This is a genomic window from Candidatus Desulfolinea nitratireducens (genome assembly GCF_982879505.1).
In genome coordinates, this window is record NZ_CEYOSI010000027.1 from 1 (window position 1) to 24,427 (window position 24,427).

Genomic DNA, 24,427 nt, shown 5'->3' on the forward strand with positions numbered 1-24,427 from the left:
TTTTATGAAAATCAACCATCAGGTCAACGCTCTTTAGAAACAGGCATTCATTAACAGTCTCATACAAAAAAGCTGGCTTCACCGGATTTTGTGCTTATAACATAAATAAACAAGAAAACCATGCCCGCATGGATGTAAACATCCACGCTCAAGGCTAAAGTCCACTACCCTGAAGGCTGCTTCGCGAAAGCGGACTTCCCACAGTAGACTTTAGTCGGGTTCAGCATATTAGCACGGGCGTTAACGCCCGTGCGGGCAGAGTAGTTAGAAATAACCTTAATAGCAACGCTCTGCGCCGCGGCTAATTTTGGTTCCCAACGCAGAGCATTGGTGTAAGGATTATAAAAATGCGTAAGTCCCATTAAGAGAACGGTCCCCTCTTTGGGAATGGGGGATTACAGGGGGATGGGATTATTTGTTTTATTTAGAGCCTATCCTAAAAATAGGTGAGATGTGCATTGCATCTGGATGATGCGTTGCACATCGGCTTCGAGCAAGAAAATATGCCCATTGAAAACCCGACTTGCAATAGCATGCCCTTTGGGTACGCACTCGCGAAGTGCAATGCAAATCTAACATCCTTTCATAACGAATTTTTGGATAGATAACTAGCGTTTGCGCCAATCATATTTGCCTTTTCCCTTTGGTTTCTTCCTCTTCGGGATGCGAAGCTCACCACCGCCGGGCGGCAGGATGTTTTGGTCCTCTGTTGCAATAAAAATATAGGCATGCTTTGTATGAGTTCCCTTATAAAGAGGGATTCTATAACGTCGCACATGGAAGTTGCCCCTCATCAGGAGTTGCTCGAATTCCTTGCTCGGGGCAGCCGACCATATCGCGAGGACGCCGGGTTTACGCAAGGCCTGCTTACAGATTTCGATCCCGGCCCCGGTGTAGAGCTGATTATTCCCCTCGTCGGTCATCGCGCTGGGGCCATTGTCAACGTCCAGCAGGATCGCGTCGAAGCTCTTGGCAGAGTTCGCCAGCAGAGGGAAGATATCGCCGGTGATGATCTCGGTGCGCTTATCCTCCAGGGGCTGACCATTCAATTCTCCCAAATACTCTCGATTCCAATCAACGACAGCGGGCAATAATTCACTGACAACCACCTTGGCATCGGGACCGAGCAGGTCCAGGGACTGGCGCAGGGTATACCCCATCCCCAAACCGCCGATCAGGATGTGGGGGTCTTCTCGTTTTTTCAGATGTGCGCAGCCCAGCCGGGCCAGTTCCTTTTCTGATTCATAACGGCGGCTGCTCATTAATTCCTGACCGTTGACCATGATCAGAAAATCCCCATCATGGTTATAAAGCCCCAATTCCCCACCATCCGGGGTCTGGGTTGTGGCTAATTTTATTCTTGGTTTCATATCGTTTACCTATTTATCCAAACTGTGTTGAAAAAATCCTTGGGAACAAATGTGAGAACTAATTCGTTTGTTAGATTGAAAATCCAGCTGTCTACTACCTTTTATGAGGCAAATAAGTATAGCATCCCTTAAGAAAAAAAAACTACGCTCAGAGTATAATGAGGACGGCCTATTACTCTCTATATGTGAGGTTCTTATGCACGCATCTCCCCGACCCATCCAAAAATCATTCTTTCTTTTGCTGATCCTTTCGCTGCTTTTCTCAGCCTGTTCGATGCCCGATGTGGGCCCGACAGAAATCGCGTCCCCCGCGACGCCGACCCCAATTCCGCAGACCTTGCCGCCCACCATAGTGGAGACAGTTCCGTTGAGCGGAAGTCAGATCGGTACCCAGGAAGAGATCGTCTTTTATTTCAATCAACCCATGGATCGGGTTTCGGTGGAAGGTGCCTGGAACGCTGATCCTGCTGTGGGAGGTGACTTTGTCTGGGCGGATGATGCCACGGTCGCCTTCAGACCGGACCAACCTGTGGAAGCGGGAGCAAGCCTGAAGTTTGGGCTGGGTACGGGGGCGAAAGCCTCGAACGGGCTCGCCTTGGAGGAATCCCTCAGCTATGCCTTTAACGTGGCAGATTCCCTGCGTCCCGTCCAAGTTTTGCCCCAGGATGGGAGCGTGGACCTGAGTGTCGATTCGGCAGTCGTGGTTAGTTTTAATCAACCTGTGGTTCCCCTTGGCGCAGATGGGGACTCATTGCCGGCTGCCTTTTCACTGGCACCTGCCGCCGAGGGGCGCGGCGAATGGCTGAATACGAGCACGTATATTTTTTATCCCGAACCTGCCCTGGCGGGCGGTGTCACTTATCATGCTCTCCTGAATGCCGATCTTGTCAGCGTTGCGGGGACGAGGCTGGCGCAGGGTGAGGGGACGACGATCAGTTGGTCCTTCACGACCGGGAAGCCGCGCCTGCTCGAAATTACCCCCTCAACAGAAATTCCGCTACCGCTTGATCTGGAGTTGGGCCTGATTTTCAACCAACCGATGGACGCCGCCAGCGTAGAGTCAAATTTATCACTGCTCGGTCCTGCTGGCGCAGTTGAAGGGGAATATGAATGGTCGGAAGATGCCCGTTCTGTAACTTTTATTGTTGATAGAATCCTGGCCCGAAATTCCAGTTACCGTTTTGTGTTGAACGGTGCAGCACAGGCGCAGGGCGGAACCTCGCTGGGAAAAGATTGGGATATGACGCTTATTTCCTCTCCTGATTTTGACGTGGAATCAACCAAACCCGAAAAGGGGGGCGTAACCGCAGAACGCGGTGGGGGACGGTTATATTTTACGACCAATGTTGAAGAGAAGAACATCGAAGATTATCTATCACTTAGCCCGGAAATATCTGGTTTTGAAGCCTATGTCTACCAAAACCAGCTTTCTTTTTCAGGCTCTTTTGCGCATGAAGAAAACTATACCCTCACGGTTTCTCCTGGGTTGAAAGATGTTTGGGGACAGGCATTGGGTCAAAGCTATATCTATAATTTTTCCACCCCTGCGCCAAAACCAAAAATTGCCATGCCTTATATCGGCGCAGAACTCTATTTTTCTTCTGCAGATCAACCAACTTTTTATATCCAGTCCACCAATATCTCCAGCATCGATCTGACCCTGGGCGAGGTTCCTTTGGTTGATTTCTTCCCTCTATTTGGGCCCAATAGTTTCGAAAACCGCAGAAATTACCAGCCCGAGAATCCGACCACCTTGCGGCAGAATTTGGATATTGAAAAGAATAAAAGCAAAACGATCGCCCTCTCTCTTGCAAATGGCGGGCAGATCAGCCCTGGCTTTTATTCGTTGCGTATTCAGGAAGTAGGGGGAGTCAATGATAATATTACCCCCTCCTATCTGGTTGCCAGCAATGTTAATCTGGTCTTTAAATTCGGCACAACAGACGCCCTTGTTTGGGCATCTGATCTGGGGACAAATGCACCCCTGGCAGGAGAGCCGGTCTCGATCTATGATGAAACGGGCACACTGCTTGCCAGCGGGCAAACAGATATTGACGGGCTTTGGCGTGGTGTGATCCCGGCCCAGAGCGACTCTTATCAGGATTACTATGCCCTGCTCGGCCAGCCTGGTGATGATGTTTTCGGCTTTAGTTCTTCTATTTGGGGCAATGATATTTCCCCGTGGCAATTTGGTCTTTCGGTGGATCGCCGCCCACCGCATACCGAAGTTTATCTCTATACAGATCGTCCGATTTACAGGCCCGGTCAAACGGTCTATTTTAAGGCTATTCTCCGCGAGGCCTTTGATGGCCGTTATAACGCGCCCGAGATGACCTCCCTGCCGCTGACCATTTCTGACGGTTGGGGGGAGAATATTCATACCCTCAACCCAACCCTTTCTGCCTACGGCACGGCCAATGGTTCCTTTACGATCCCTGAAGATGGTCGGACCGGGTACTATTCTTTCCATAATCAGGATCTCGGATTTTCTACATCCTTCCAGGTTGCCGATTATCGCAAACCGGAGATCAATCTCGAGTTGGAGATGACCCCCGAAGCGATCAAGAGCGGAGACAGCCTCAACGCAGAACTTTCTGCCCGCTATTATTTTGACGCCCCGGCAGGTGACCTCCCCGTCCAGTGGGCGCTCTACGAAAACGGCAGCTATTTCCGCTTGCCCGGCTACCGCGTTGGTGAGTTGAATTTTGGCTGGCTGCGTGGCTATTATGACGATGGATTTGGGTATTTTGGTGACCGTATCGCTGATGGTGAAGGTCTCACCAATGCCGATGGAATTCTGAGCCTGGATCTCGATGATCTGGATATTCCCGAGGGGACGCGTGAACTGACCCTCGAGATCACCGCCCAGGATGAAAGCGGCCAGCAGATCAGCGCGCGTGCAAGCGCCCTGGTTCACCCTGAAGAATTTTATGTTGGATTGCGATCAGATCTCTGGGTGGGACGCGAAGAGACAGAAATGGGCTTTGATGTTCTGACCGTTGACTGGAATGGCGATCCCTCCGCGGACCGTAACTTGCATGCCGATTTTCAACAGATTGCCTGGGAGCGGGAGGAATCCGATAACGCCTACGACCCCCCAATCTATATCCCCGTCTATACACCCGTCAGTAACGTGGACCTGGTGACGGGCAGCGATGGGATCGCACGGCTCTCCTTTACACCTCCCGAACCGGGGACCTATATCCTCGATGTGGGCGGGGAAAATGCCTCCACGCAGATTCTGCTTTGGGTGGCGGGGGCCGAGCAGGCTGTATGGCCGAATCTGCCTCACCAGCATATCCGCCTGACGGCAGATCGTGATTCCTATAAACCCGGCGATACCGCCCAGATCTTTATCCCGAATCCACTCGAGGCGCCCACCTATGCGCTGGTTTCCGTCGAGCGCGGGACGATCCATACATCTGAAATTATCGGAATTGAACCGGGTGGCACGACATATAGACTCCCCCTCAGCGATGAGGATGCCCCAACAGTTTATTTCTCAGCAGTTCTGCTAAGTGGAAATAATTTCAGGGTAGGCTATGTTGAACTCGAGATTGCGCCCGATGCGCAGCTTTTGAATGTCAGCCTGACCTCCCAACCATCACGCTCGGAACCGGGCGGCGATGTCAGTTTTGGGATTCTTGTGACCGATGCGCAGGGCAGCCCCGTGCAGGGAGAGTTTTCCCTGGCGGTGGTTGATCTGGCGGCTCTGGCCCTGGCAGACCCCAACTCTCTCCCGATTGAGACGGCCTTTTACGAGAAATCAAGCCTCGGTATTCGAACGAATCTCTCGATGTCGGGTGATAGTGTTTATGGTATTTTCCTGGAACAAGGCGGTCTGGGCGGTGGTGGCGGTGGCGAAGATATTTCTGTCGTCCGCGATAATTTCCCCGATACTGCCTATTGGAATGCCGAAGTTCTAACCGATGCCAATGGGCAGGCACAAGTAAGCGTGGTATTGCCCGATAACCTGACAACCTGGCATGTCGATTTGCGCGGTGTGACGAAGGATACCCTCGTCGGCAGCGCAGAGATGCAGGTGGTCAGCACAAAAGATGTGCTCATCAGGCCGGTTACGCCCCGATTCATGGTCGTTGGCGATCATGTTGAAATGGCAGCCATCGTACATAATAATACCGCCGCAGCCCTGACGGGGACTGTTACCCTGCAGGCGATCGGCTTCCTGCTGGATGATCCCGAGATGATCGAACAGGAGATCTCCGTTCCAGCCGGTGGACGTACGAAAGTTTCCTGGTGGGGGACCGCACAGGATTCCGCAGTTGCCGAGCTGCTCTTCAATTCAGAATTTGGGTCTTATCAGGATATTACCCGACCGATTTGGGGATCATTGCCGATCCTGCGCTATACCTCGCCGCAATCCTTTGTGACTGCGGGAACGCTCGAGGAGGCTGGCTCAAAAACAGAGGCGATCTCCTTGCCGCGCAGCTTTATCCCCACCGGTGGCAAGCTGGAGGTCGAGTTATCGCCCTCGCTGTCTGCCGCCATTCTGGATAGTTTGGAAGCGATCCCCGTCCCGCCATCTTACGCGAATAACGAAGAAATCCTCTCCTATCTCCTGCCAAATATTGAAACCTATCAGGCCTTGCAGACGGCAGGATTGGATGATCCCGAATTGAAGCAACGTCTTGAGGCCTCGCTGGATGAGGGTGTTCGGCATCTTCTCTCCCGCCAAAATGAAGATCATGGCTGGGGCTGGTATGCCACCTCTACAAATTTCAATGATGGGATTGGTGTGCAGGCCTCCCCGTCTATTGGCGGCAGTGGTCGCAAAGGTGATCCCTATCTTTCTGCCTATATTCTTTTTGGTCTCTGGCAGGCTCGTGAGGCAGGCACCTATATTGATGAGACTGTTTTTGTCAACGCCCGCGAATATATACATGTCGCTTCGCTTCCCATTATTGGGAGTGCCAGTACTGAAACCTGGGAGAAGGATCGCCTGGCTTTTTACCAATATGTGATGCAGATGACCGGCGGCGCGGATGCGGTTGCCGTGGATCAGCTTGATCTCTGGCGGGATGAACTCAGCCCCTGGGCGCAGGCTTTGCTCGCGCTGACCCTTGAATCCAGAACGCCCGGCGACACACGTGCCCGGAGCTTGCTGGCCAATCTGGAAGCATCTGCCCTGCGTTCGGCGAGCGGCGCCCACTGGGAGAGCGATTCTACTTCCTGGCGAAACCCCGGCACGCCCAATTACACAACTGCGACCGTTATCTATGCCCTCGCTCAACAGGATCCGGCCAATCCGCTCTTGCAGGATGCCGTTCGCTATCTCAGCGCCCATCGCAATATTCACGGCTATTGGAATTCGACCTATGAGAATTCCTGGTCCCTCCTGGCCCTGACCGAGGTGATGAAAGGCGCCGGAGAGCTGAATGCCAGCTTTGATTTCTCTGCAGATCTGAATGGGGCAAATATCAGCGCGGGGCAGGCAAATGCCCTTGTCCCTGTCACGACATCCACGCTTTTGGATGGACTCCAGCTTGCCCTGCCAAATGCCCTCAATATCACCCGCGCCGAAGGCGTTGGCCGACTCTATTATCGGGCGGCCCTGTTTGCTGACCGCGCTGCTGAAACCGCTCCCGCGCTTAATCAGGGCATGGAAATCTCCCGCGTCTATACTGATTTTGACTGTGAAGAGGAGTGCCCTCCGCTCTCTACAGCCCAGTTGATCCCGGGTGCAAAGCTCAAGGTCCAGCTTACGCTTAACCTTCCGGAAGACAGTTATTACGTCATGGTTGAAGATGCCTTCCCTGCCGGGACGGAGATTCTCAACCAGCGTCTCAAAACTGCCCAACTGGGTGAGCCCTCTGAAAGCACAGAACTCTACGATCCTGAAAATCCCTTTGCAAATGGTTGGGGCTGGTGGCTCTTCAGCGATCCCCAGATTGGGGATGAGCGCATTGAGTGGGCGGCAGATTATCTCCCCGCCGGGACCTACGTCCTCAGTTACACCCTGATCCCCCTGCAGGCCGGTGAATATCGCGTTCTCCCGGCCCATGCCTGGCAGAGCTACTTCCCCGAAGTGCAGGGAACAAGCGCTGGGGAGGTGTTTAGGATCAGAGAGTGATTCGTAAGGGCGCCCCGTTGTCCTATAAAAAGACTATTCTTTTTACAAAAACGGGTCGCCCCAACAAGATCACAAAGTCGAGTTGTTAAAAAAAGGACTCCGAGAGAAATTCTCGGAGTCCTGCATAAATACTAATATCAGCAATTCCAATCCATTCAAGCAAATAAACAATACTGTATAATCAATTTATGCCGAATATCGAGGAGCTACGGATCAAGTTTCTCAGAGACGAGTTCGAATTCTCCAAACACGCTGTTGACCAAACTCTATTACGCGGAATTTCTGTTCAAGAAATACGAGAAACTCTTAAAACGGGCTCCATCATTGAAGATTATCCAAATGATAAGTACGGTCCAAGTTGCCTGATTTTGGGACCACGCGTCGAATCCTCCCACTTCATATTCAGTGTACCTACTCAACATTGCCTTTTATCAAAATTATAACGGCTTATGAACCTGATCTTGAAAAATGGATTGACTTTATGATTAGGAGATAAATATGTCTCAAAAAAACAGTACAGAGAAAACGGTCAAACGTAATGTGACCTACTCTTTATTCAAAGATGGAAAATTTTATATTGTTGAAAATGTTCCTGCACGAGTAAATACAGAAACAGGCGAAGAGTTTTTCTCCCCTGCAACAGTTGAAAGCTTACATAATATCATTCTCGGAAAGAAAACTCCTGTTCGCACTGTGCAAACACCAATTTTTGATTTTTCTTAGGAATAATAAATCATTACATACTGAATTCCTGAACACCCTATCACACCCATCTATCCCATAAAAAATCAAATATCATAAATTTTCCCGCGTCGAAGAGTTAAAAATAAAATAGATCAATGCTCTCTCAGGTTCCAACTACCATCCCCGCTGAAATCCGCGATTATCCCGAATGGCGCTGTGGACGGGAAAGTTACGCCGTCTGGGTGCTGCGTTGCGATCAGAGCAGGGCCATTCATAACTTGTTCAACGCCGCCAGGGAGCATCTCAAGGGTTACCTGCTGAAACCTTATCATCGTCAGCCGCATATTACCCTCTTTGTATGTGGCTTTTTGGTGGAGGAAGATCAGTACAACGATGATTTCACACAGACCCAATTGGATGCTCAGGTACAGGCTTTGGATAAGGCAAATAGTCAATCATTTGAGATCGAGATCGGTGGCATGAACAGCTTTGCCTCTGCGCCCTTTCTGGAAATACGCGACCCTGAGGGAGGCATCCCACGTTTGCGGGAAGTTCTTTCACGCGGCGCTCCCGAGTTCCGCACTGCGCCCTATAGACCGCATTTGACCCTCGGCCTGTACGCAGAAGTATTCCCAAGTGAGAAGGTCCTCGAGCGGATGGCTGCCTTTTCGAGCGAGCCGCTTTGGTGGCGTGTGGAACGGGTCAGCTTGGCAAGATACCGTGCGAAGGAGATCGCGGGGGAATTAAGTTACGAATATGAACATTGGCTCAAGCCCTGATTTACAGTGTCCCTGCTAAATGTAGCTTCCAAAATTACGCCATGAGGAGATAACGGGTCAATAAGAGTTCATCATCAGACCTGCCAAGTCAGCGAGCGATGCGGAAAAATCGCCCCCACTTTTTTCGAAATATTCCACCCCGATTTATGATGTAAAATACTCACAGGTTGATCAATTAAAATCACATTAGGGAGTGACATCTATGGCGAATATGGTTGGCATCACACTGGGGAAGTATAAGTTGATCGAACGTCTCGGCAAGGGAGGTATGGCTGAGGTCTATAAAGCCCATCATGAAAAATTAGATCGATTTGTTACCATAAAAATCCTGCATACCTATCTCTCTGACGGCCAGGAGTTTCTGGCACGCTTTGAACGGGAAGCCAGAGCAGTGGCCGCCTTACGGCATCCGCATATAGTCCAGATCCATGATTTCGAACATGAAGATGATATCTATTATATGGTGATGGAATTCATTGATGGGGGAACTTTACAATCCAAAATGGCCGAATTATCAAAAGATGGTAAATATTTGCCGATTGGGCAGGTAAAAAGAACTTTGCAGCAAATAGCAGATGCATTGGACTATGCTCATAGACAAGGCATTATTCACCGTGATATCAAGCCATCGAATATCCTGATGAATACAGTTAATGATATTTTCGTTACAGATTTCGGGATTGCGCGAATGATGAGCGAGATAAAATTTACCGCAACAGGTTCGCTGATCGGGACACCCACGTATATGTCCCCGGAACAGGGCAAAGGGTTGGATCTGGACAATAGCAGCGATATCTATTCGCTGGGCATCATCCTTTTTGAGATGCTGACAGGTAAAGTGCCCTTTGCCTCTGACACCCCCCTGGCGATCATCCACAAGCATATTAATGAACCTTTACCCCGGCCCTCAGAACTTCGGCCAGGATTAACAGCCTCCTTGGAAAGAGTCATATATAAAGCCGTGGAGAAGGAGCCAAAAGATCGTTATCAGACTGCGGCAGAATTATTTGGCGCCTTCGATGATGCCCTGTCACCTGAGTTGGTTGCCCGGTTTGATGGAGATGACAAACTGGAAACCCCTGATGTTTCAGCCTTACCCACTATGGTGGATGAAAATCCTATTGCAGAAAAGTTTTCTGAACTACCCACAGAGTTGATGGGAGTAGAGACAATTGCAGATATGACGGGAGAACCCGTATCGCAGCCGGAGGAGGAGCCTGCCTCCGTACCCAAAACAACGATCAGCCCCGAGGCGGGGCCTCCCGAACCCGCCAAATCGGAGTCTGTCGAATCATCAAAGAGCCGGCCATCGCTCTCCTGGCAGGAGCGCCTGAAAAAGAATCCACTTGGATTGGCAGTGATCGGTTTAGTGATTATCGCGATAATGGTGCTGGCCTTCTCCAGTTTTTCAGGAGGAAATTCCTGTTCCAGTGTTGACGGATGCTGGGGCCTTACTCAAGAGCGAATTGGACAGGGAGATATGGATGGTGCTCTGGCTGCAATTGAGAAAGCTATTGATCTTGTGCCCAACGATGAACATCCGCCCCATGCCTGGTTATGGTGTGATCGGGCTGGTATTCTTGAAGCATTGGGTGATCCTGGTGAAGCAGAAGCCAGCTTTGAAATGTGTGCCATCTGGGAACACGAATAATAGAAATCTGGATTAGCGTTCTCGATGACGAGAGCATGCTGGTTTCTTGACTTATGCAGGAGATCTAATCAATGGGAAATCAAAAGGCTGAGTAAGAAAACTCAGCCTTTTTCTAATCATCACTGCCACCGCTAAATCCGGTGCAGGCTATGGGGGTCAATAACTTATGAAGGCTTTCCTCCCCATCCGGGTGGTTTGTAGTAGGATGCTTCAGAGATCAGCCCTTTTGAAAGAGCCTCAGCAAAATTCCCCGACTTGGTAAAGGAACTAAGTTTTCCCGGATCGGTTTCTGTGATGAAATAATATTTTCCCGTGGTCGGGTCCTGGATGACGGACGGGGGGCTATCTACGGGATGGCCATCTTTATCCACAACAACAGGATTTCCATCATTATCCGGGTAGATCTTCATCCCTTTGCTGGACGCTTTGTAATCAGAGGCTTCAGAGATCAGCCCTTTTGAAAGAGCCTCAGTAAAATTCCCCGACTTGGTAAAGGAACTGAGCTTTCCCGGATCGGTTTCTGTGACGAAATAATATTTGCCCGTGGCCGGATCCTGGATGACAGCGGGGGGGCTGTCCACCGGGTGACCATTCTCATCCACAACAACAGGATTTCCCTCATTGTCTGAATAGATCTTCATCCCTTTCGAGGAAGCTTTGTAGTCAGGCGCTTCAGAGATCAGTCCCTTTGAGAGAGCCTCAGCAAAATTCCCTGACTTGGTAAAGGAACTGAGTTTTCCCGGATCGGTCTCTGTGACGAAATAATATTTGCCCGTGGCCGGGTCCTGGATGACAGCGGGGGGGCTATCCACCGGGTGGCCGTCTTTATCTACGACAACCGGATTCCCTTCAGTGTCCGAGTAGATCTTCATCCCTTTCGAGGAAGCTTTGTAATCAGGCGCTTCAGAGATCAGTCCCTTTGAGAGAGCCTCAGCAAAATTCCCTGACTTGGTAAAGGAACTGAGTTTTCCCGGATCGGTCTCTGTGACGAAATAATATTTGCCCGTGGCCGGGTCCTGGATGACAGCGGGGGGGCTATCCACCGGGTGGCCGTCTTTATCTACGACAACCGGATTCCCTTCAGTGTCCGAGTAGATCTTCATCCCTTTGCCGGACGCTTTGTAATCAGGCGCTTCAGAGATCAGCCCTTTTGAAAGAGCCTCAGCAAAATTCCCCGACTTGGTGAAGGAACTAAGTTTTCCAGGATCGGTCTCTGTGATGAAATAATACTTGCCCGTGGTCGGGTCCTGGATGACAGACGGGGGACTGCCCACCGGGTGGCCATTCTCATCCACGACAACAGGATTTCCATCATTATCCGAGTAGATCTGCATCCCTTTGCCGGACGCTTTGTAAGAAGAAATCTCGAATTCGGCAAGTTTCTCAGGGTCTGTAACACTTCCGTCCGCTTTGATGGGCAACTCATCTCCCGGATAAATGGCATAGTTCTTTCCATTGAAATTAACGATTTTTGGAGGGCTGTCTACGGGATTGCCATTTTTATCCACCACGGTGATATTGCCATCTTTATCTTTGTGCAGATACCAATCTGGTGCGTCATCATGCTCATCACCCTCCTGCGTTCCCTCGTCTGGAGGAGGCAACTCACCCTCAGAATCTGCCTCCATCTCATCGTCAGTAGGTATCTCTTCCAGTGCCGGTAATTCACCTGGTGGAATTTCTGAACCTCGCCACTGGCCAGTGGCTGTGCTGGACACTGAAGGTTCCGGTTCTTCCTCTGATATAGTTTGATTGCCAGTTCGTCCACCCTCAGATTTTTCAAAATTTGTATCATCGCTTGAGATGGTTGCATTTGCTGTCTGTGGGCCAGGTAAATTGATTGGCGTGGCCTCATCTTTTTTACCACCTTCGCTACCGGTAGTGGCTTGATCCAGGTCACCGCGCACAGCGGGCTGTCCGCCAATACCACTTTCATTTTCAGTGTCCAAAACGGGCGGTTGGGTTTCGCCTAAATCAATTGTTGATGTTGCCTGCGGACCGGGCAGGTTGATCGGGGTAGCTTCATCTTTGTTACCCTCGCCACCGGTAGTAGCACGATCCAGATCACCCCGTACACTTACTTCTTCGGTAAGACCTTCACCCTCAGGCTGAGAAATAGGTGTTTCCTTTTCAGCCGCACTTTCAGTTAGTTTTTCGAGTGATTTCTGTATGGCTTCTGCCTGGTGATAGTCGCCGGATTCTTCCACGTGAGCCCGTGGCTCATGGGTGACCTCATCGAGATTCGTCTGTTCGGAGCCGCGGATCTGATTGGATTCAACTTCTTTCTCAGAAGTCTCATTAGTTTCTTTCATCTTTGCTATCCTCTCCCTGTTTTCTTGCTCGCATTCGCATCTGAAAGCATATCGGGGGTGTAGTAGTCCAGATCGCCGGGGTCTTTATTCGTCCAGTAACCTCCACCGAGATCTGGGTCGCCCAGGAATTTGCCTGAGTCGTCATCGCCGTCTTTATCGCCGGGGGTTCTGCCACCTCTATCGCCCCCAGCACCTTTGTTGCCATAATAGACTGGAAAGACCTTGCCGGAATCACCATCCGGGCCGCCCACGGGCTCATCGGGATCATGTTCACCACCACCCCATTTACCGGAACCAGTGTAAGGCATTGGCTGGTCGCCATCAATAGTATTAGCTTTAGGAGACCAGAATCCCGTCTCCTTGTCGTAGACCCATACAGTTCCATTACTATCCATATAAGGAACAGATGTATCTGACATAGGTGCGTTATCAATATGTATGGCCATATTCACATCTCTTTGCCGTTGTTCTTGACCGGCATCTCCTTTACCTTTACCCTTACCCTTAGAGCCTGGACCATAGTTGCCAACCGGCGGCCCGCCGCCCGAGGTGCTGCTCCCACCGGGTATATCGTCTCGTCCGCCGCCGGGGATGTTTTTGCCTCCACCGGGGAAGAGCAGGCCATCTTTGCCCTTGCCAAAGGGAACTTGCAGTTCTTCAGGGAGTTGACCGTCACCGATACGTTGGGGGTCTAAATCGCCAGTCTTTCCTTCTGCCTGATTGGTACCTTCGTTGATATCTTTTCCGAGGTCAGAAGCATTTGGGTCCACTTCATAGACAGGCTCATTCCCGTCAATTTCGCTGGGGGGAACTTCGGTACCAAGTCCACGCCCGATTTTCTTTGAATCGGAGATTGCATCGGCTGGTGTATTTCCTTCTGTTGACTGCTCCATCACAGGGCTGTCTGAAGATTCTCCGCCAGTTGAACCGCTCTGATTCTCTCCGCCCTTGCCCGTGAGTGGGTCTTTGGCGGTACCTTCGGATTTTCCATCACTGAGGCTATCTTTGGCGGTGGTAGGTAGACCAGTATCTGCCATTTCTGGACCGGGCAGATTGATCGGGGTAGCTTCGTCACCTTTTCCACTTCCTTCGTTTTCTGTAACCTGATCCAAATCGTCTCGGGCTGAGGATTGTCGCCCAAGCAGACTGTTGTCTTCGGGTTGGGATATGGAAACGGAGGAACTACTCAAAATCTCGGCTGCGGCCTGTGGACCAGGCAGATTGATGGGAGTCGCTTCAACTTTATCGTCATCTGAGCCAGCAGGCTCTAGATCGCTCAGATCACCGCGAATCTTGGGCTGGCGACCCTGTACGGTGTTCTCATCTTCCAGGTTAACCTCGTCTTTTTGGGGACCGTGATCCCAATCCGGGGGTTGCTGAACGGGGCCGGGCTCGTATTCCAATTGGCTGGTTTTAACTGTTTCATTGTCTATCAGAGTTGTGAGTGTATTCTGGATCGCCTCAGCTTGCTCATAATTTCCATTCTTTTCAACAAAAGAACGGGGTTCATTGGTGGCATCATCCAGTTCCTGATTTTCCGTTTTCCGGGTTTCACCAGATTCTAAAATCTCTTCGTTTGAAAAAATATTTTCATCCGTCATGTCAATCTCTCCTTAATCATAGTTATTTGTATTTTGAAAACAAGCGATCAAATTGTGGCTTTGAGTTCTGTTGAGGAGAGTTGAAATGCTATTAATAAGACCTCGAGTTTGAACTCTTTAGTTTGAGTATCTTCTATTGTCTTATGATTGAAACTCCTTTTTTTGCCTGAAAAACGAAAAGCTCCTTGCTCATTTTCCTGACTGAAAACACGCCTGTAAAGGTTTGTGGTTCAGTCCTGAATTGAGTAAGAAGCTATTTGTGATGTGTCAGGGTTATTATTTTATTGTTGATTTTATGTAACTACTCAGGTATGTCTTTGCGAGGAGAGCTTTTCCCGACGAAGCAATCTCCCGCAAAGTGTGGGGGACTGCCGCGTCGCAAAAGCATGCTCCTCGCAGAGACATCTGGAGGGAGGCTGATTAGTTACGATTTTATTATATATATTCTGCCCGATAATGAAATAGGCCTCAATTCCTATTTGCAGAATTGTTAGGTTGCATAAGTCTTTGATTTATTACCTGATAAACCTGCAGTTGTTTTGCTGGTAAAGCCAGTCGTGATTTAGCCATGGCCAGCATGAGCAGGCAATAGGATAGATTACCGAGGTGTCTCTGGTGGATCGTGTATTCTTCTTCGAAATCTATAGACTGAATAAGATGTGAGAAAGTGAAATTCCAGACCGGACGAATAGCTGACTTTGTATCTCCAGACCGATTGACCTCCGCTTCAAGCATATCCTGCAGTGTGTCGAAATCCGGATCGGAAACCAGTGTAAAAAAGCCATAATTGCAGGGGAGTTGGCAAAAGGCACAACCTTTTTTTCGGTGCAAACGGTTTTCAGGTAAGGCTCTTTGAGGTAGCCGTGCCACCTTGGATAATTCCTCCTGAAAGTCATAGGCCCCTTGGGGGTTTTCATCCGCCTTGCCGGCCTTTATTATAAGCGCTTCGACCCAATATTGACTTGGCTCACGAGAATCTTCATGGAAGGCGACGATCCGGCTGCATACTTCGGGGATGGCTGCCTTGAAAAACTTTGCTTCGCTCATCCCTGCAGCTTTGGCGATTTGCCTTTTCCAGGGTTTCACATGTTCCTTGAACGCTCCTAAATCTGTTGGCGGGCAAAAGGATAACAGATAGAAGTAAGTAATTGTCTTTTTGATTGATTCTGCAGAAAGTGTGCCTGACATATCTTCCTCCATTGTTGAACTTGCTTCCGGGGCTATCTGTTTTATGGGATTTAGTCTGGTCGCGGGATTGGTGAAAAAAATATTTTGACCCAGGAAGCCATATCATCCTGAATCCCCGATACGATTGCCTGCCCCACTTTCAGGCGAGCAATCACTTTGGCCTGGTCTTCAGTTAAAGCCATCGCGCTTGCCATGGCATCCCGGTCGTCAGCTGCGACCAAACGGTGAATGATTTTCAGGTTGGTATTTTTGATGGCATCAGGAATCAGCTTGGCAGGCACCTGATCAATGATCGCTACCCCCTGTCCGTAGGCGCGAATTTCTGCCATGATATCTGAAAACATGTCTCCCATTTTTGCCTGGGGGTTGGATTCTCCAACGCTGGACGAAGCCTTTCGCAATATGCGATGTGCTTCCTCGATGATTGCCAGGTGGCGCAAGGTACTTGATTCAGGTGACCCCTCGATCTCATGTTGCGCCTGCCTATATTCATATAGGAAGTTCAGCAAAAGTGCCATCGTGAAGCATTTATCAGCATCGTCACCCATTTGCTGCAAGTTGATCACAACTGGTCGGTCGAACAGATCTGCCCAGGGTGTAGATGTTGGAAGATCGAAAAGATTCCCTTTCCACCCTCGCATTAAGCTGCTTATTCGTGTTTTCATTGCCGCAGTGATATTGAGTGTGATCCGTTCCTCATACCCCTTGCTGCGAATTAAACCTGAAAGCCGGTCGTGCATTTGGCTCAAGGTTGGGCACTGAACCTCATCTGGAGGGAGCTCCTCTTCCAGCCAGCCCTGACTACTATACAGATCAACCAGCGCTTCTTCCAAAATGACGGGCAAGATTTCGTACATGGGAAAACTGGCATTGAAGATGGATTTTAAGCGATCCAAATGGGGCATCACCTGGGCAGTAGCTTCTGGGATACGAATAATATCAAAGGGATTGAGTTGTAATTGGTCCAGAGGGGTTTTACCAATATTTTTACGACCGGGGACGTAGACTGCTATTTTTCGATCAAAAGTATTGGCCTTGTTATATGCCAGGGCAAGTTGTACGTACTCATCTTTGGCAGGCTCAATCACCAGAAAATTTTTGCCCTGCGTCATCATTTCTTCTATCAAGCGTCGGCAGGTATTCGATTTACCGCTGCCCGTGATGCCAGTGATAAAAACATGGCGTGTCAGGGTATCGGTATCAATCTCATAATTAAGATCGCCTATTTCCTCCCCACCCTCAAGAACCTGTCCAAGTTGCAGGCCTGGCGTTGATGAATTCGGTACTGGAGGGTTTAAGCTGAAGTAGGCTGCTGGTTGCGTGGGAATACCAGGTATCTCACGTAAAGGCAGGTTTGCCAGGAGTGATAATTCGTCGGTATTCATTGGTGTAGTCAGGTTTTCAAAGAATTTCCCCAGCGGGTGATGCAATTGTTCCCCGTTTTGTGGTGCAAAAAGACGCAATGGCGGCTGTTGAAAAGCGTCCAGTGAAACCTGAATTTGCCCATCCCAAAGTATTCCAAGGTCGTGGGCCCGGATCGGTTCGGCTGTACTCTTTTCCCCGCTGACCAAAGCCTTGAATTGAGCCTGCGCCTGAGTTGCAGCTTCTGCCTGATTGCTGACGAGATAAACGCCAACATTCCAGCAGCCCTGGGCTCGGGCAACCTCGAAACGCTCAGTTGTCTTTTCCAACAATTTTATGCAGGCCTCAGCATGTTTGTTGAGATACTCTTGTCCAAATGAGAGCGATTCCCCGCTGGTAGTGGATTCGCCGGTGGAAAGGCTGGATGAACGGCTCAAGGAGTCTGATTCAGAGGTACTTGTCCCGGTTGTATCTGATGACCCTGTGGAAGGTAGAAGCTGCCCGAACATGCCCAGCATACCCGAGAGCAGAAAAGGTCCACCAGTTGCCAGCAACAGTCCGGATACACCTGCCAGCCCGGCAGCTTTTAGCCCCTTGCTCGCGCCTGTTGATTTTTCGAGCGAAGTACCCAATACGCCTTTGGTTTTACTGGCAGTTTCGCTGTCGGTTCTTCCTTTGGTAGACCCTTCTGTGGTCGTATCACCCTCTGTTTTGGTGCTTGTTTCCGAGAGTCCTGAGCTTTGGCTACGTTGGATAGTTGATTTGGTAAAGGCGTGTACCTGGCCTGATAATGTCTGACAAGTGCTCACAATCTCACCAACAGATTTTTCCGACATCGGCTCTGCAACAACCATGTAGACATAAGGCTTTCCGCGCAGGCCACGCATGAAGCGATCCAGGCTTTGCGGATATTCGTTGGGAATATTGCTTAATTTTGTAGACGGAATCCCGGTGAAGGCACGGGCGTATCGGTAGGTGCTCAAAGGCACATGCACCTGATCCACGATACGTTTGTAATCGGTTACGCTGCGAACGCGCGTTCCGGGCCAATTTGAACTCAGGAATTGGCCCAATTGCTCTGCGAATATCTTGGGCTGAGTTCCCCCCGTTTGAGCACTGATCCCGATAAAAATCTTGTTGCGCAAACCATCGCTGCTGATCAGAAAGATCAGCCGATAGCGTGGATCATGACAAGCTGCCAGCGTGGTCTGAATCGCTCTGATATATTCCTGGGGTGATCCATCAACGGATTTGCCGACTTGTTCCAGCTCGAGAAAGGCAATATCTTGTTGTTGCGGAGGGGTCTCAGGAAGTAATTGAACAAATCCTTCCTCTAAAACCGAGCAATATAGATAGTCACGCCTTAAGGTGAATAGCATCGATTTTGACAGGGCATCCCCAGCAGCCATCAATGTCTCGGCGCTAATATTTTCCCCGGGTACTGGTTCAGAATCTTCCGATGAAATGATTTGAGTTTCTTCAGCCATAAGCCACCTATTTATTCTTCTTGCCGGATCACCTCAAACTTTAATTTTCCGATTGAGATGATATTACCAACTTCTAACACATTCGGTTCATGCGCTTTCAGGCGTTGACCATTGATAAATGTTCCATTGGTGCTGCCTTTATCAAAAATTTCCAATTTGTCGTTACTCATTGAAATTTCTGTATGCAGCCGAGAAGCCTTGATATCATCTACTTGGATATCGTTGCTTTCCCCACGCCCCATTTTTGTGATCCCCTGATGAAGGGGGAACCGATCGTCTCCGAGCTGCAGGAACCAGGAAGGGGAAAGGGAAGCAGGCCCTTCTTTTGCAATATTTTCTGATGTCTGGGCAGGAAAGATGATCGTCGGTTCAATAGTATCAAAGGAAGCCTGGTACTCTAATCCGATCCCCTGGACCACAACTTCATCCGGGTTGTCTGCCAATATAACTCGCTCTACGCCAAAGCGTTCGCGCAGAAATCTCATGATCGTGAATAGTTGTGCCCCACCTCCGACCAGAACTACCTGTTTTATTTCACTCTGGGAAATCGCAATTACTTCCAGGGCACGATTGATGAGGTCTCGAAAATCGATATCCAAATGTGATGTGGCCTCTTGAAACCGAGCTTCATCAAGTGCAATGATCCGACGAAAAACAGTGCCATCTCGCATAACCAATGTCAGATTGCGTTGGTGGATGGCCTTATTTCTACCCGGTGACAGCATTTGGCGGCTTAGAGATTCTTTTAGGCGCTGGCCCGATATCCGTAATGAAACCAGGGCAGAGGGATCATCGGCGAGCGCCGATGCGGGGATTTTCATTTCGTCTGCGATATATTTAGCCAATTCGGCATCATACAAACCCCCACCAAAGGGTTCTCCATAGCGTCCCAGAAAGTTGAGATGACCATTGGCAGGATTTACTTCGCCAGCAATGATGTCGGTGGTGCTGCCTCCAACATCAACGATGAGGGTTACGCCCCCTTGCTTCTCCAGTAATCCACGGTGTTGCAGACTTAGGATAGCTCCTTCTGGTTCAGCTACAAACCGGATTTGCCTGAAATCCTCCCCAAAACACTCCTGGATAAGTTGTTGATACTCAGCGAAGATTATCCCGCCATGATCGTAGCGCCAGTGAATTGGATAGGCGAATGTAAACCACAGCCGATCGTCAAAGGCTTCTGCCCTCCATTTCTCCTGTCTGATTTGATCCAGAATTGTCGATAACAGCAATCTGGTATACAAAATGCTTTGGGTGTGGGTATATCGTTTTTGGTGGGGCAGTGGATTTTCTTCCAGATGGGAGCCGATACAAGGTTTGAAATATTCCCGTACTCGCTCCCGGCTTTGCTCATCTTCCAGGCGTTCCTGGGCAATTTCCCCAAAACTTTCAAGATTGGCCCCCTCAGGATCCAGGCAGATGACAGCCGGTAATTTTCTGTCGATAAAACTGGTTATAGGCGAAGCCTGCGGTTCGCTAATTAATTGAGCACGATTTCCAGTCCATTTGTACGCAGAACGATATAAGCGCCAATTGGTTGCGCCACAGTCCAGTGCAAAAAGGGTTTGCTGTTTTTCGATTGCCATCGCTGATGCTGCCTTGGCGTAAATTTACTGGATATATCTGCTTAATTTAGTTTATTATATCGGAATTCATCTGCAAGGCAATATGATTTTATGGATTGTAGTTAAGGTTTTTGATAGTTTCCCTTAAAATATAAAACGATTTGAAATATTTTTGATTTGAGATGCTTGGAGAAGAGGGGCTGGGAAATGGTGATGTCACCCTCGCCGCAGTATGCTGCGGCGAGGGTCAGTTTTTAGAATCGGGGGGATTTATATTCAGGATCCCTTTTGTGGGTCTTTCAACTGTGTAGCAATCCCAACACTCAGAACGAGCAATCCAATGGCAAGCAATAGTGACGGGGTAAATGAACCATCGCTGGTTTTCATTGCTTCCATGATATAGACGAAAACCACTGCGGCCTGTCCAAATAGCTGGATCAGCCCATTTGATGTCCCCTCAGGGGTGGGATAAGTGATCTCGGCAGAGTACTGCATTCCGATTGGCAGGGCGCTGACGAGGAAGAACCCCATCAGGGCAGCTGAAGCAAATAGCAGCGCACTGGATGTGGCAAAGGTCAACCCGATCAGACCTGGAATTGATCCTGCAAAAGCTAAAATTATATAGAATTGACGTTTGCCTTGTTTATCGGAGAGGGCAGGCAGGACAACTGCGCCGATCAGGCCGCCAACGATCATCAATGCACCGAGCGTGCCAGCATCATTGGGCGTAAATCCGCGTGGACGAATGATCGCTTCGATCCAGGTGGTCAACCCGTTAAAGATGCCCAGCCCGATGAAGGAAATAAAAAGATAGAGCCAGAAAGGTTTGATCTTGAGGGCATGTTTCAGGCCATCCAGCATCAGGGCACGAGTCTCGTCGCCCGGGGCGCAAGGTGGGGCGGCAGGTTTTTCACGCACGAGCAGCAGAAATAAAACCACCGAAAAAGCAGCGATTCCGCCGTAGACCAACTGCACATCTGCGATGGACATCGTCTCGATCAGGATCGGGGTGAGCACCATCCCCAAGGCGACACCGACCAGATTTGCTAATGTAATTAGCCCAACAGCGGTAGCGCGGTTCTCGGCCGCAAACCATTTGGCCGGGACGGTGGTCCAGGCGTTGAGCAGAAATGGCTGGGCGATGGCGATCCCGACGGTACTCCACAGCACCAAAGTGTAATTCGCTCCTGCGAAACCACGCATCAGGCCGAAAATGCCCATCAAAACCGCACCAATCCCAACACCGATTCGGAACCCGTAGGTATCGATCACCCATGAAACAGGAATGGAGAGGGGAACGAAAGCGATCATAAAGACCATCGATAACATGCCGATCTGCAAATCTGTGACATTATAGAATTTTGCAGCCAGACCTGTGATCGGGGCATAGGTGATCCACAACATCTGGATAGTCAGGTTGATGAACATGAAGACGACCAATACTACCCAGCGATAACCGTATACTTTATATTTCTCACTCATAAAACCTCCTCCTTATGGATAAATCAAATAAAGGTCGTACAAACCTACGTCACTACCCTTTTGGGCATAATGCCCTTCAGGGTACTCGTGTGAGCGGAGTTTACGCAGCGCGGCAGTCTCCTGAACCGAGAGAGAGATTGCTTCGACGGTCAAGCTGTCTTGCAAAGACGTATAATTGTGCGGTGTTTAAACAATTTGTCCATTAGCTGTTTTTCGGGTATCTGGCTTATATAACACTCTTGAGACTGAATCGTACCGCTTCGAAATTCGCGGGAGTGCCTAATTTGGTGAGTATTTATCATTGCGAACGAGCGGAGCGAGCGTGGCAATCCTCTTGTTCGTCGTGGAGATTGCTTCGTCGGGTGAAACTCTCCTCGCAATGACGGATAAGGCTTTACTCACGATTTTAGCCACTCCCAAATTCCCCACATTGAATGCATCTGGCAAATATTGCGTTAGACTTCTCCTAATTTCAACGCGTCAATAAAGAGTTTGGTGAAATCTGCTGCCCGGTCCAGGTCAATTTGTTCGGCCTCGGCTGCGATTTTTTCTCCGAGAGCAAAACCGCTATCAGAGAGGAAGAGTGCCGCACCAAAACCGGCCCCGTTGGCAACAGACTCAATCACTTCCTTGTTCACCCTGGGGATCATTCCGATCCCTATCGCAGAATCAACCTCAATTTTCCCGCCAAAGGATCCTGTCAGGTAGATCTTCTGGAGATCTTCGGGCGATAGATCAAGTTTCTTCATTAAAATCTCAGTGGTTGCCCAGATGGCACCTTTTGCTTTTTGCAGCTCCCGAATATCTTTTTGGGTGATGAAAATATTTGCCCCTTGATCGATATGGATGGCACGGATTTTATTTTTCTGGGTTCCCCACTTTTCGAAATAAGGTGATTCTAAATTGATCTTGCCACTTTCATGGATAAGCCCAATTTTGCAAAACTCATGGATTGCACTGATCAGCCCTGAACCGGTCAGCCCAACTGGAGGGGCATCCGCAATGGTCTTGAACTGGATTTCTTCATCAAGAATATTCACATCGACAATAGCGCCATCCACTGCACGGCATCCGCAGGAGATATTGACTCCTTCGAAGGCTGGACCAGCTGCTGTTGATCCGGTGAGAATTCGCTTCCCGTCGGTAACCATGACCTCTCCGTTGGTGCCAAGATCAATGGCAGCAATCGGGCCGGGAGGATTATCGAATCCAAAATAGGCCAGGCAGGCCAATGCGTCTGAACCAACAAATCCGCCGACCAGGGGTGGCAAGTTGACTTGCGCGTGTCCCGAAAAAAATCCGCCTAAAAGTTTGTTGGCGTCCTTTATCGCCAAATTGCTCACTGGCTGAAAAGGCGAAACAGCCAGTTTATTTACCGGCAGTTTTGCCAGCAGATGGTGCATGGCGGGATTTCCAACAATGGTTAAAACTTCCACCCGTCTCAAAATATTTTTAGATAATTTGAGGGCATCAATGGCATGATTGATCGAGGCCAGGGCCAGCTTATGTAATCTCTCTGCGATGACTGGATCTTTTGTGGCTGAATCCAGCCTGGAAATGATGTCTGCTCCAAAGACAGCCTGCTGGTTTAACGTGGCGGCTCCAGCGCAAACCTCTCCGTTATCCATCATCGTGATATAAGCAGCGACCGTTGTAGTGCCTAAATCAATTGCCAACCCCAGGGGAATATCTTTTTCTCTTTTAAATCTGGAGCTACCCCGAAAGGCCTTATTTGAATAAACGGCCACCGGGGTGAGCATCACAGAGGTGTCATCCTGGATTCTTGCACGGCAGGCAAGCCTAGTGCCAACTGTGATTTCCCCCGGTAATAGATGCTCCAGTTCAACTTCGTCAGGCTCTGTAAGCCCTCCTTCATTGATCACTTTACATAAGCCGCAGGTGCCTCTCCCTGCGCAGGGTTGTTCCAGTGGCAGATCAGTTGTTGCAATGATATCGCCCAATAACTGACCTTTTTCGGCCTCAAGCTTTTTTTCTTCTTCGCCGTATATCAGGGTTATATTTCGTTTTGTCATCTTGGTTTTCAATGTTTTGGAAATTTTAATGGGATGAGGTGTATTGGTGTTGATATGCACAGGTTTCATTCATCGTGCAGTAATCACAGGTTTTTCCACCCGCTTTTATATCAGCCCCTATTCCGATTACCATGGAGAGCGTTTTTCTGGGTAGCATCAGGTAACTGGTGGTGAGACTGACACCAATTTCATTGGTATCCAGTAATTTAAATATTTGCGGTTGTCCTTCTTCCACGGACCAACCGATCATCCCCGGGCTAAGCGGGATTGTTGATCCCAAATTCTCTTCATGGGCTTTTTCTTCAAAATAATTGCAGGCTGCATTTGCAAGCGCTTCTACCGCTGCTGAACCAACCCCCTCCAATGCCAATCCCGTTACCGGGTCAGATTTGATTGTGTTTAGCGAATAATCTTCCAATCTCGATCCAATTGTGCAAAGGATGAGAATTACTTTTGCTGCCGGTCCCAAATGTTCTGCAATTAATTTCCCCTTCAATTCATGTTGATCTTCAAGCTTTAATCGTTCGTGTTTTAGGGAGAGTACATCTATTTCCCGGAATAAAACCTTGAAATCCAGATATGGGTATCCCTGTTCCAAGGCGTTTTGAGCAATTTTGACCAGTTGCGGTTTTCGTTTGCGAATGATCTCCGGGTCGGCCCCCTGGGCTTTTAATACTTGATCAACATCAATGATTGGGGAAATTCCTTCAAGAATAGGCATAAGTATTTTTATGTATAAAACGGAACCTTTTGTTAGTAGGTGCAACGCACTTTAAAAGTGCGTTGCACCTATGCTTTCAGAAAGTGTGTTCTTTAAGTAGC

General features: G+C 49.3%; 14 protein-coding genes and 1 pseudogene. 5 read left to right on the forward strand and 10 right to left on the reverse strand.

The genetic code is table 11. From position 1 onward, the window contains the following. Positions 1-608 precede the first annotated feature (608 nt). A complete protein-coding gene (locus AC3DOM_RS03980) occupies positions 609-1,370 on the reverse strand; it encodes a spermidine synthase (RefSeq protein WP_487917733.1) in 762 nt (253 codons plus the stop codon). 196 nt (positions 1,371-1,566) lie between these two features. Here AC3DOM_RS03980 and AC3DOM_RS03985 point away from each other — a divergent pair, with 196 nt between their 5' ends. The 5 genes and pseudogenes from AC3DOM_RS03985 (at position 1,567) to AC3DOM_RS04005 (ending at position 10,575) form a co-directional block, all read left to right on the forward strand. Beyond that, positions 1,567-7,461, forward strand: coding sequence for an Ig-like domain-containing protein (locus tag AC3DOM_RS03985; RefSeq protein ID WP_487917734.1), 5,895 nt, complete (start codon positions 1,567-1,569; stop codon positions 7,459-7,461). A 188-nt stretch (positions 7,462-7,649) separates the two neighbouring features. Next, a pseudogene (locus tag AC3DOM_RS03990) lies at positions 7,650-7,957 on the forward strand (DUF4258 domain-containing protein). Positions 7,958-7,959: 2 nt separating this feature from the next. Further along, positions 7,960-8,184 carry a hypothetical protein gene (locus tag AC3DOM_RS03995; protein ID WP_487917735.1) on the forward strand — a complete coding sequence of 75 codons (225 nt, stop codon included), beginning with the start codon at positions 7,960-7,962 and terminating at the stop codon, positions 8,182-8,184. A 116-nt stretch (positions 8,185-8,300) separates the two neighbouring features. Further along, positions 8,301-8,924, forward strand: a complete 624-nt coding sequence (locus tag AC3DOM_RS04000) for a 2'-5' RNA ligase family protein (protein WP_487917736.1) — start codon at positions 8,301-8,303, stop codon at positions 8,922-8,924. A gap of 202 nt (positions 8,925-9,126) precedes the next feature. Then, the gene (locus tag AC3DOM_RS04005; protein ID WP_487917737.1) at positions 9,127-10,575 is read left to right on the forward strand and encodes a protein kinase domain-containing protein; all 1,449 of its coding nucleotides are present in this window, start codon (positions 9,127-9,129) and stop codon (positions 10,573-10,575) included. A gap of 164 nt (positions 10,576-10,739) precedes the next feature. Here AC3DOM_RS04005 and AC3DOM_RS04010 read toward each other — a convergent pair whose 3' ends face one another. The 9 genes from AC3DOM_RS04010 to AC3DOM_RS04050 all read right to left on the reverse strand — a co-directional run bounded on the left by AC3DOM_RS04010 (position 10,740) and on the right by AC3DOM_RS04050 (position 24,326). Then, positions 10,740-12,887, reverse strand: coding sequence for a hypothetical protein (locus tag AC3DOM_RS04010; RefSeq protein WP_487917738.1), 2,148 nt, complete (start codon positions 12,885-12,887; stop codon positions 10,740-10,742). Positions 12,888-12,892: 5 nt separating this feature from the next. Next, a complete protein-coding gene (locus AC3DOM_RS04015; RefSeq protein WP_487917739.1) occupies positions 12,893-14,488 on the reverse strand; it encodes a hypothetical protein in 1,596 nt (531 codons plus the stop codon). A 468-nt stretch (positions 14,489-14,956) separates the two neighbouring features. Beyond that, positions 14,957-15,676 (reverse strand): hypothetical protein, encoded by a 720-nt coding sequence (locus tag AC3DOM_RS04020; RefSeq protein ID WP_487917740.1) that lies wholly within the window; start codon positions 15,674-15,676, stop codon positions 14,957-14,959. A gap of 50 nt (positions 15,677-15,726) precedes the next feature. Beyond that, positions 15,727-18,525, reverse strand: coding sequence for an ATP-binding protein (locus AC3DOM_RS04025; RefSeq protein ID WP_487917741.1), 2,799 nt, complete (start codon positions 18,523-18,525; stop codon positions 15,727-15,729). An 11-nt stretch (positions 18,526-18,536) separates the two neighbouring features. Further along, positions 18,537-20,111 (reverse strand): FHA domain-containing protein, encoded by a 1,575-nt coding sequence (locus AC3DOM_RS04030; RefSeq protein ID WP_487917742.1) that lies wholly within the window; start codon positions 20,109-20,111, stop codon positions 18,537-18,539. Between the two features lie 255 nt (positions 20,112-20,366). Beyond that, a complete protein-coding gene (locus AC3DOM_RS04035) occupies positions 20,367-21,572 on the reverse strand; it encodes an MFS transporter (protein ID WP_487917743.1) in 1,206 nt (401 codons plus the stop codon). 12 nt (positions 21,573-21,584) lie between these two features. Further along, positions 21,585-21,725 carry a hypothetical protein gene (locus AC3DOM_RS04040; protein WP_487917744.1) on the reverse strand — a complete coding sequence of 47 codons (141 nt, stop codon included), beginning with the start codon at positions 21,723-21,725 and terminating at the stop codon, positions 21,585-21,587. A gap of 302 nt (positions 21,726-22,027) precedes the next feature. Then, positions 22,028-23,605, reverse strand: a complete 1,578-nt coding sequence (locus AC3DOM_RS04045) for an ASKHA domain-containing protein (RefSeq protein ID WP_487917745.1) — start codon at positions 23,603-23,605, stop codon at positions 22,028-22,030. Between the two features lie 25 nt (positions 23,606-23,630). Continuing rightward, on the reverse strand, positions 23,631-24,326 hold the full coding sequence (locus AC3DOM_RS04050; protein ID WP_487917746.1) for a hypothetical protein: 696 nt from the start codon (positions 24,324-24,326) through the stop codon (positions 23,631-23,633). Between the last annotated feature and the right edge of the window lie 101 nt (positions 24,327-24,427).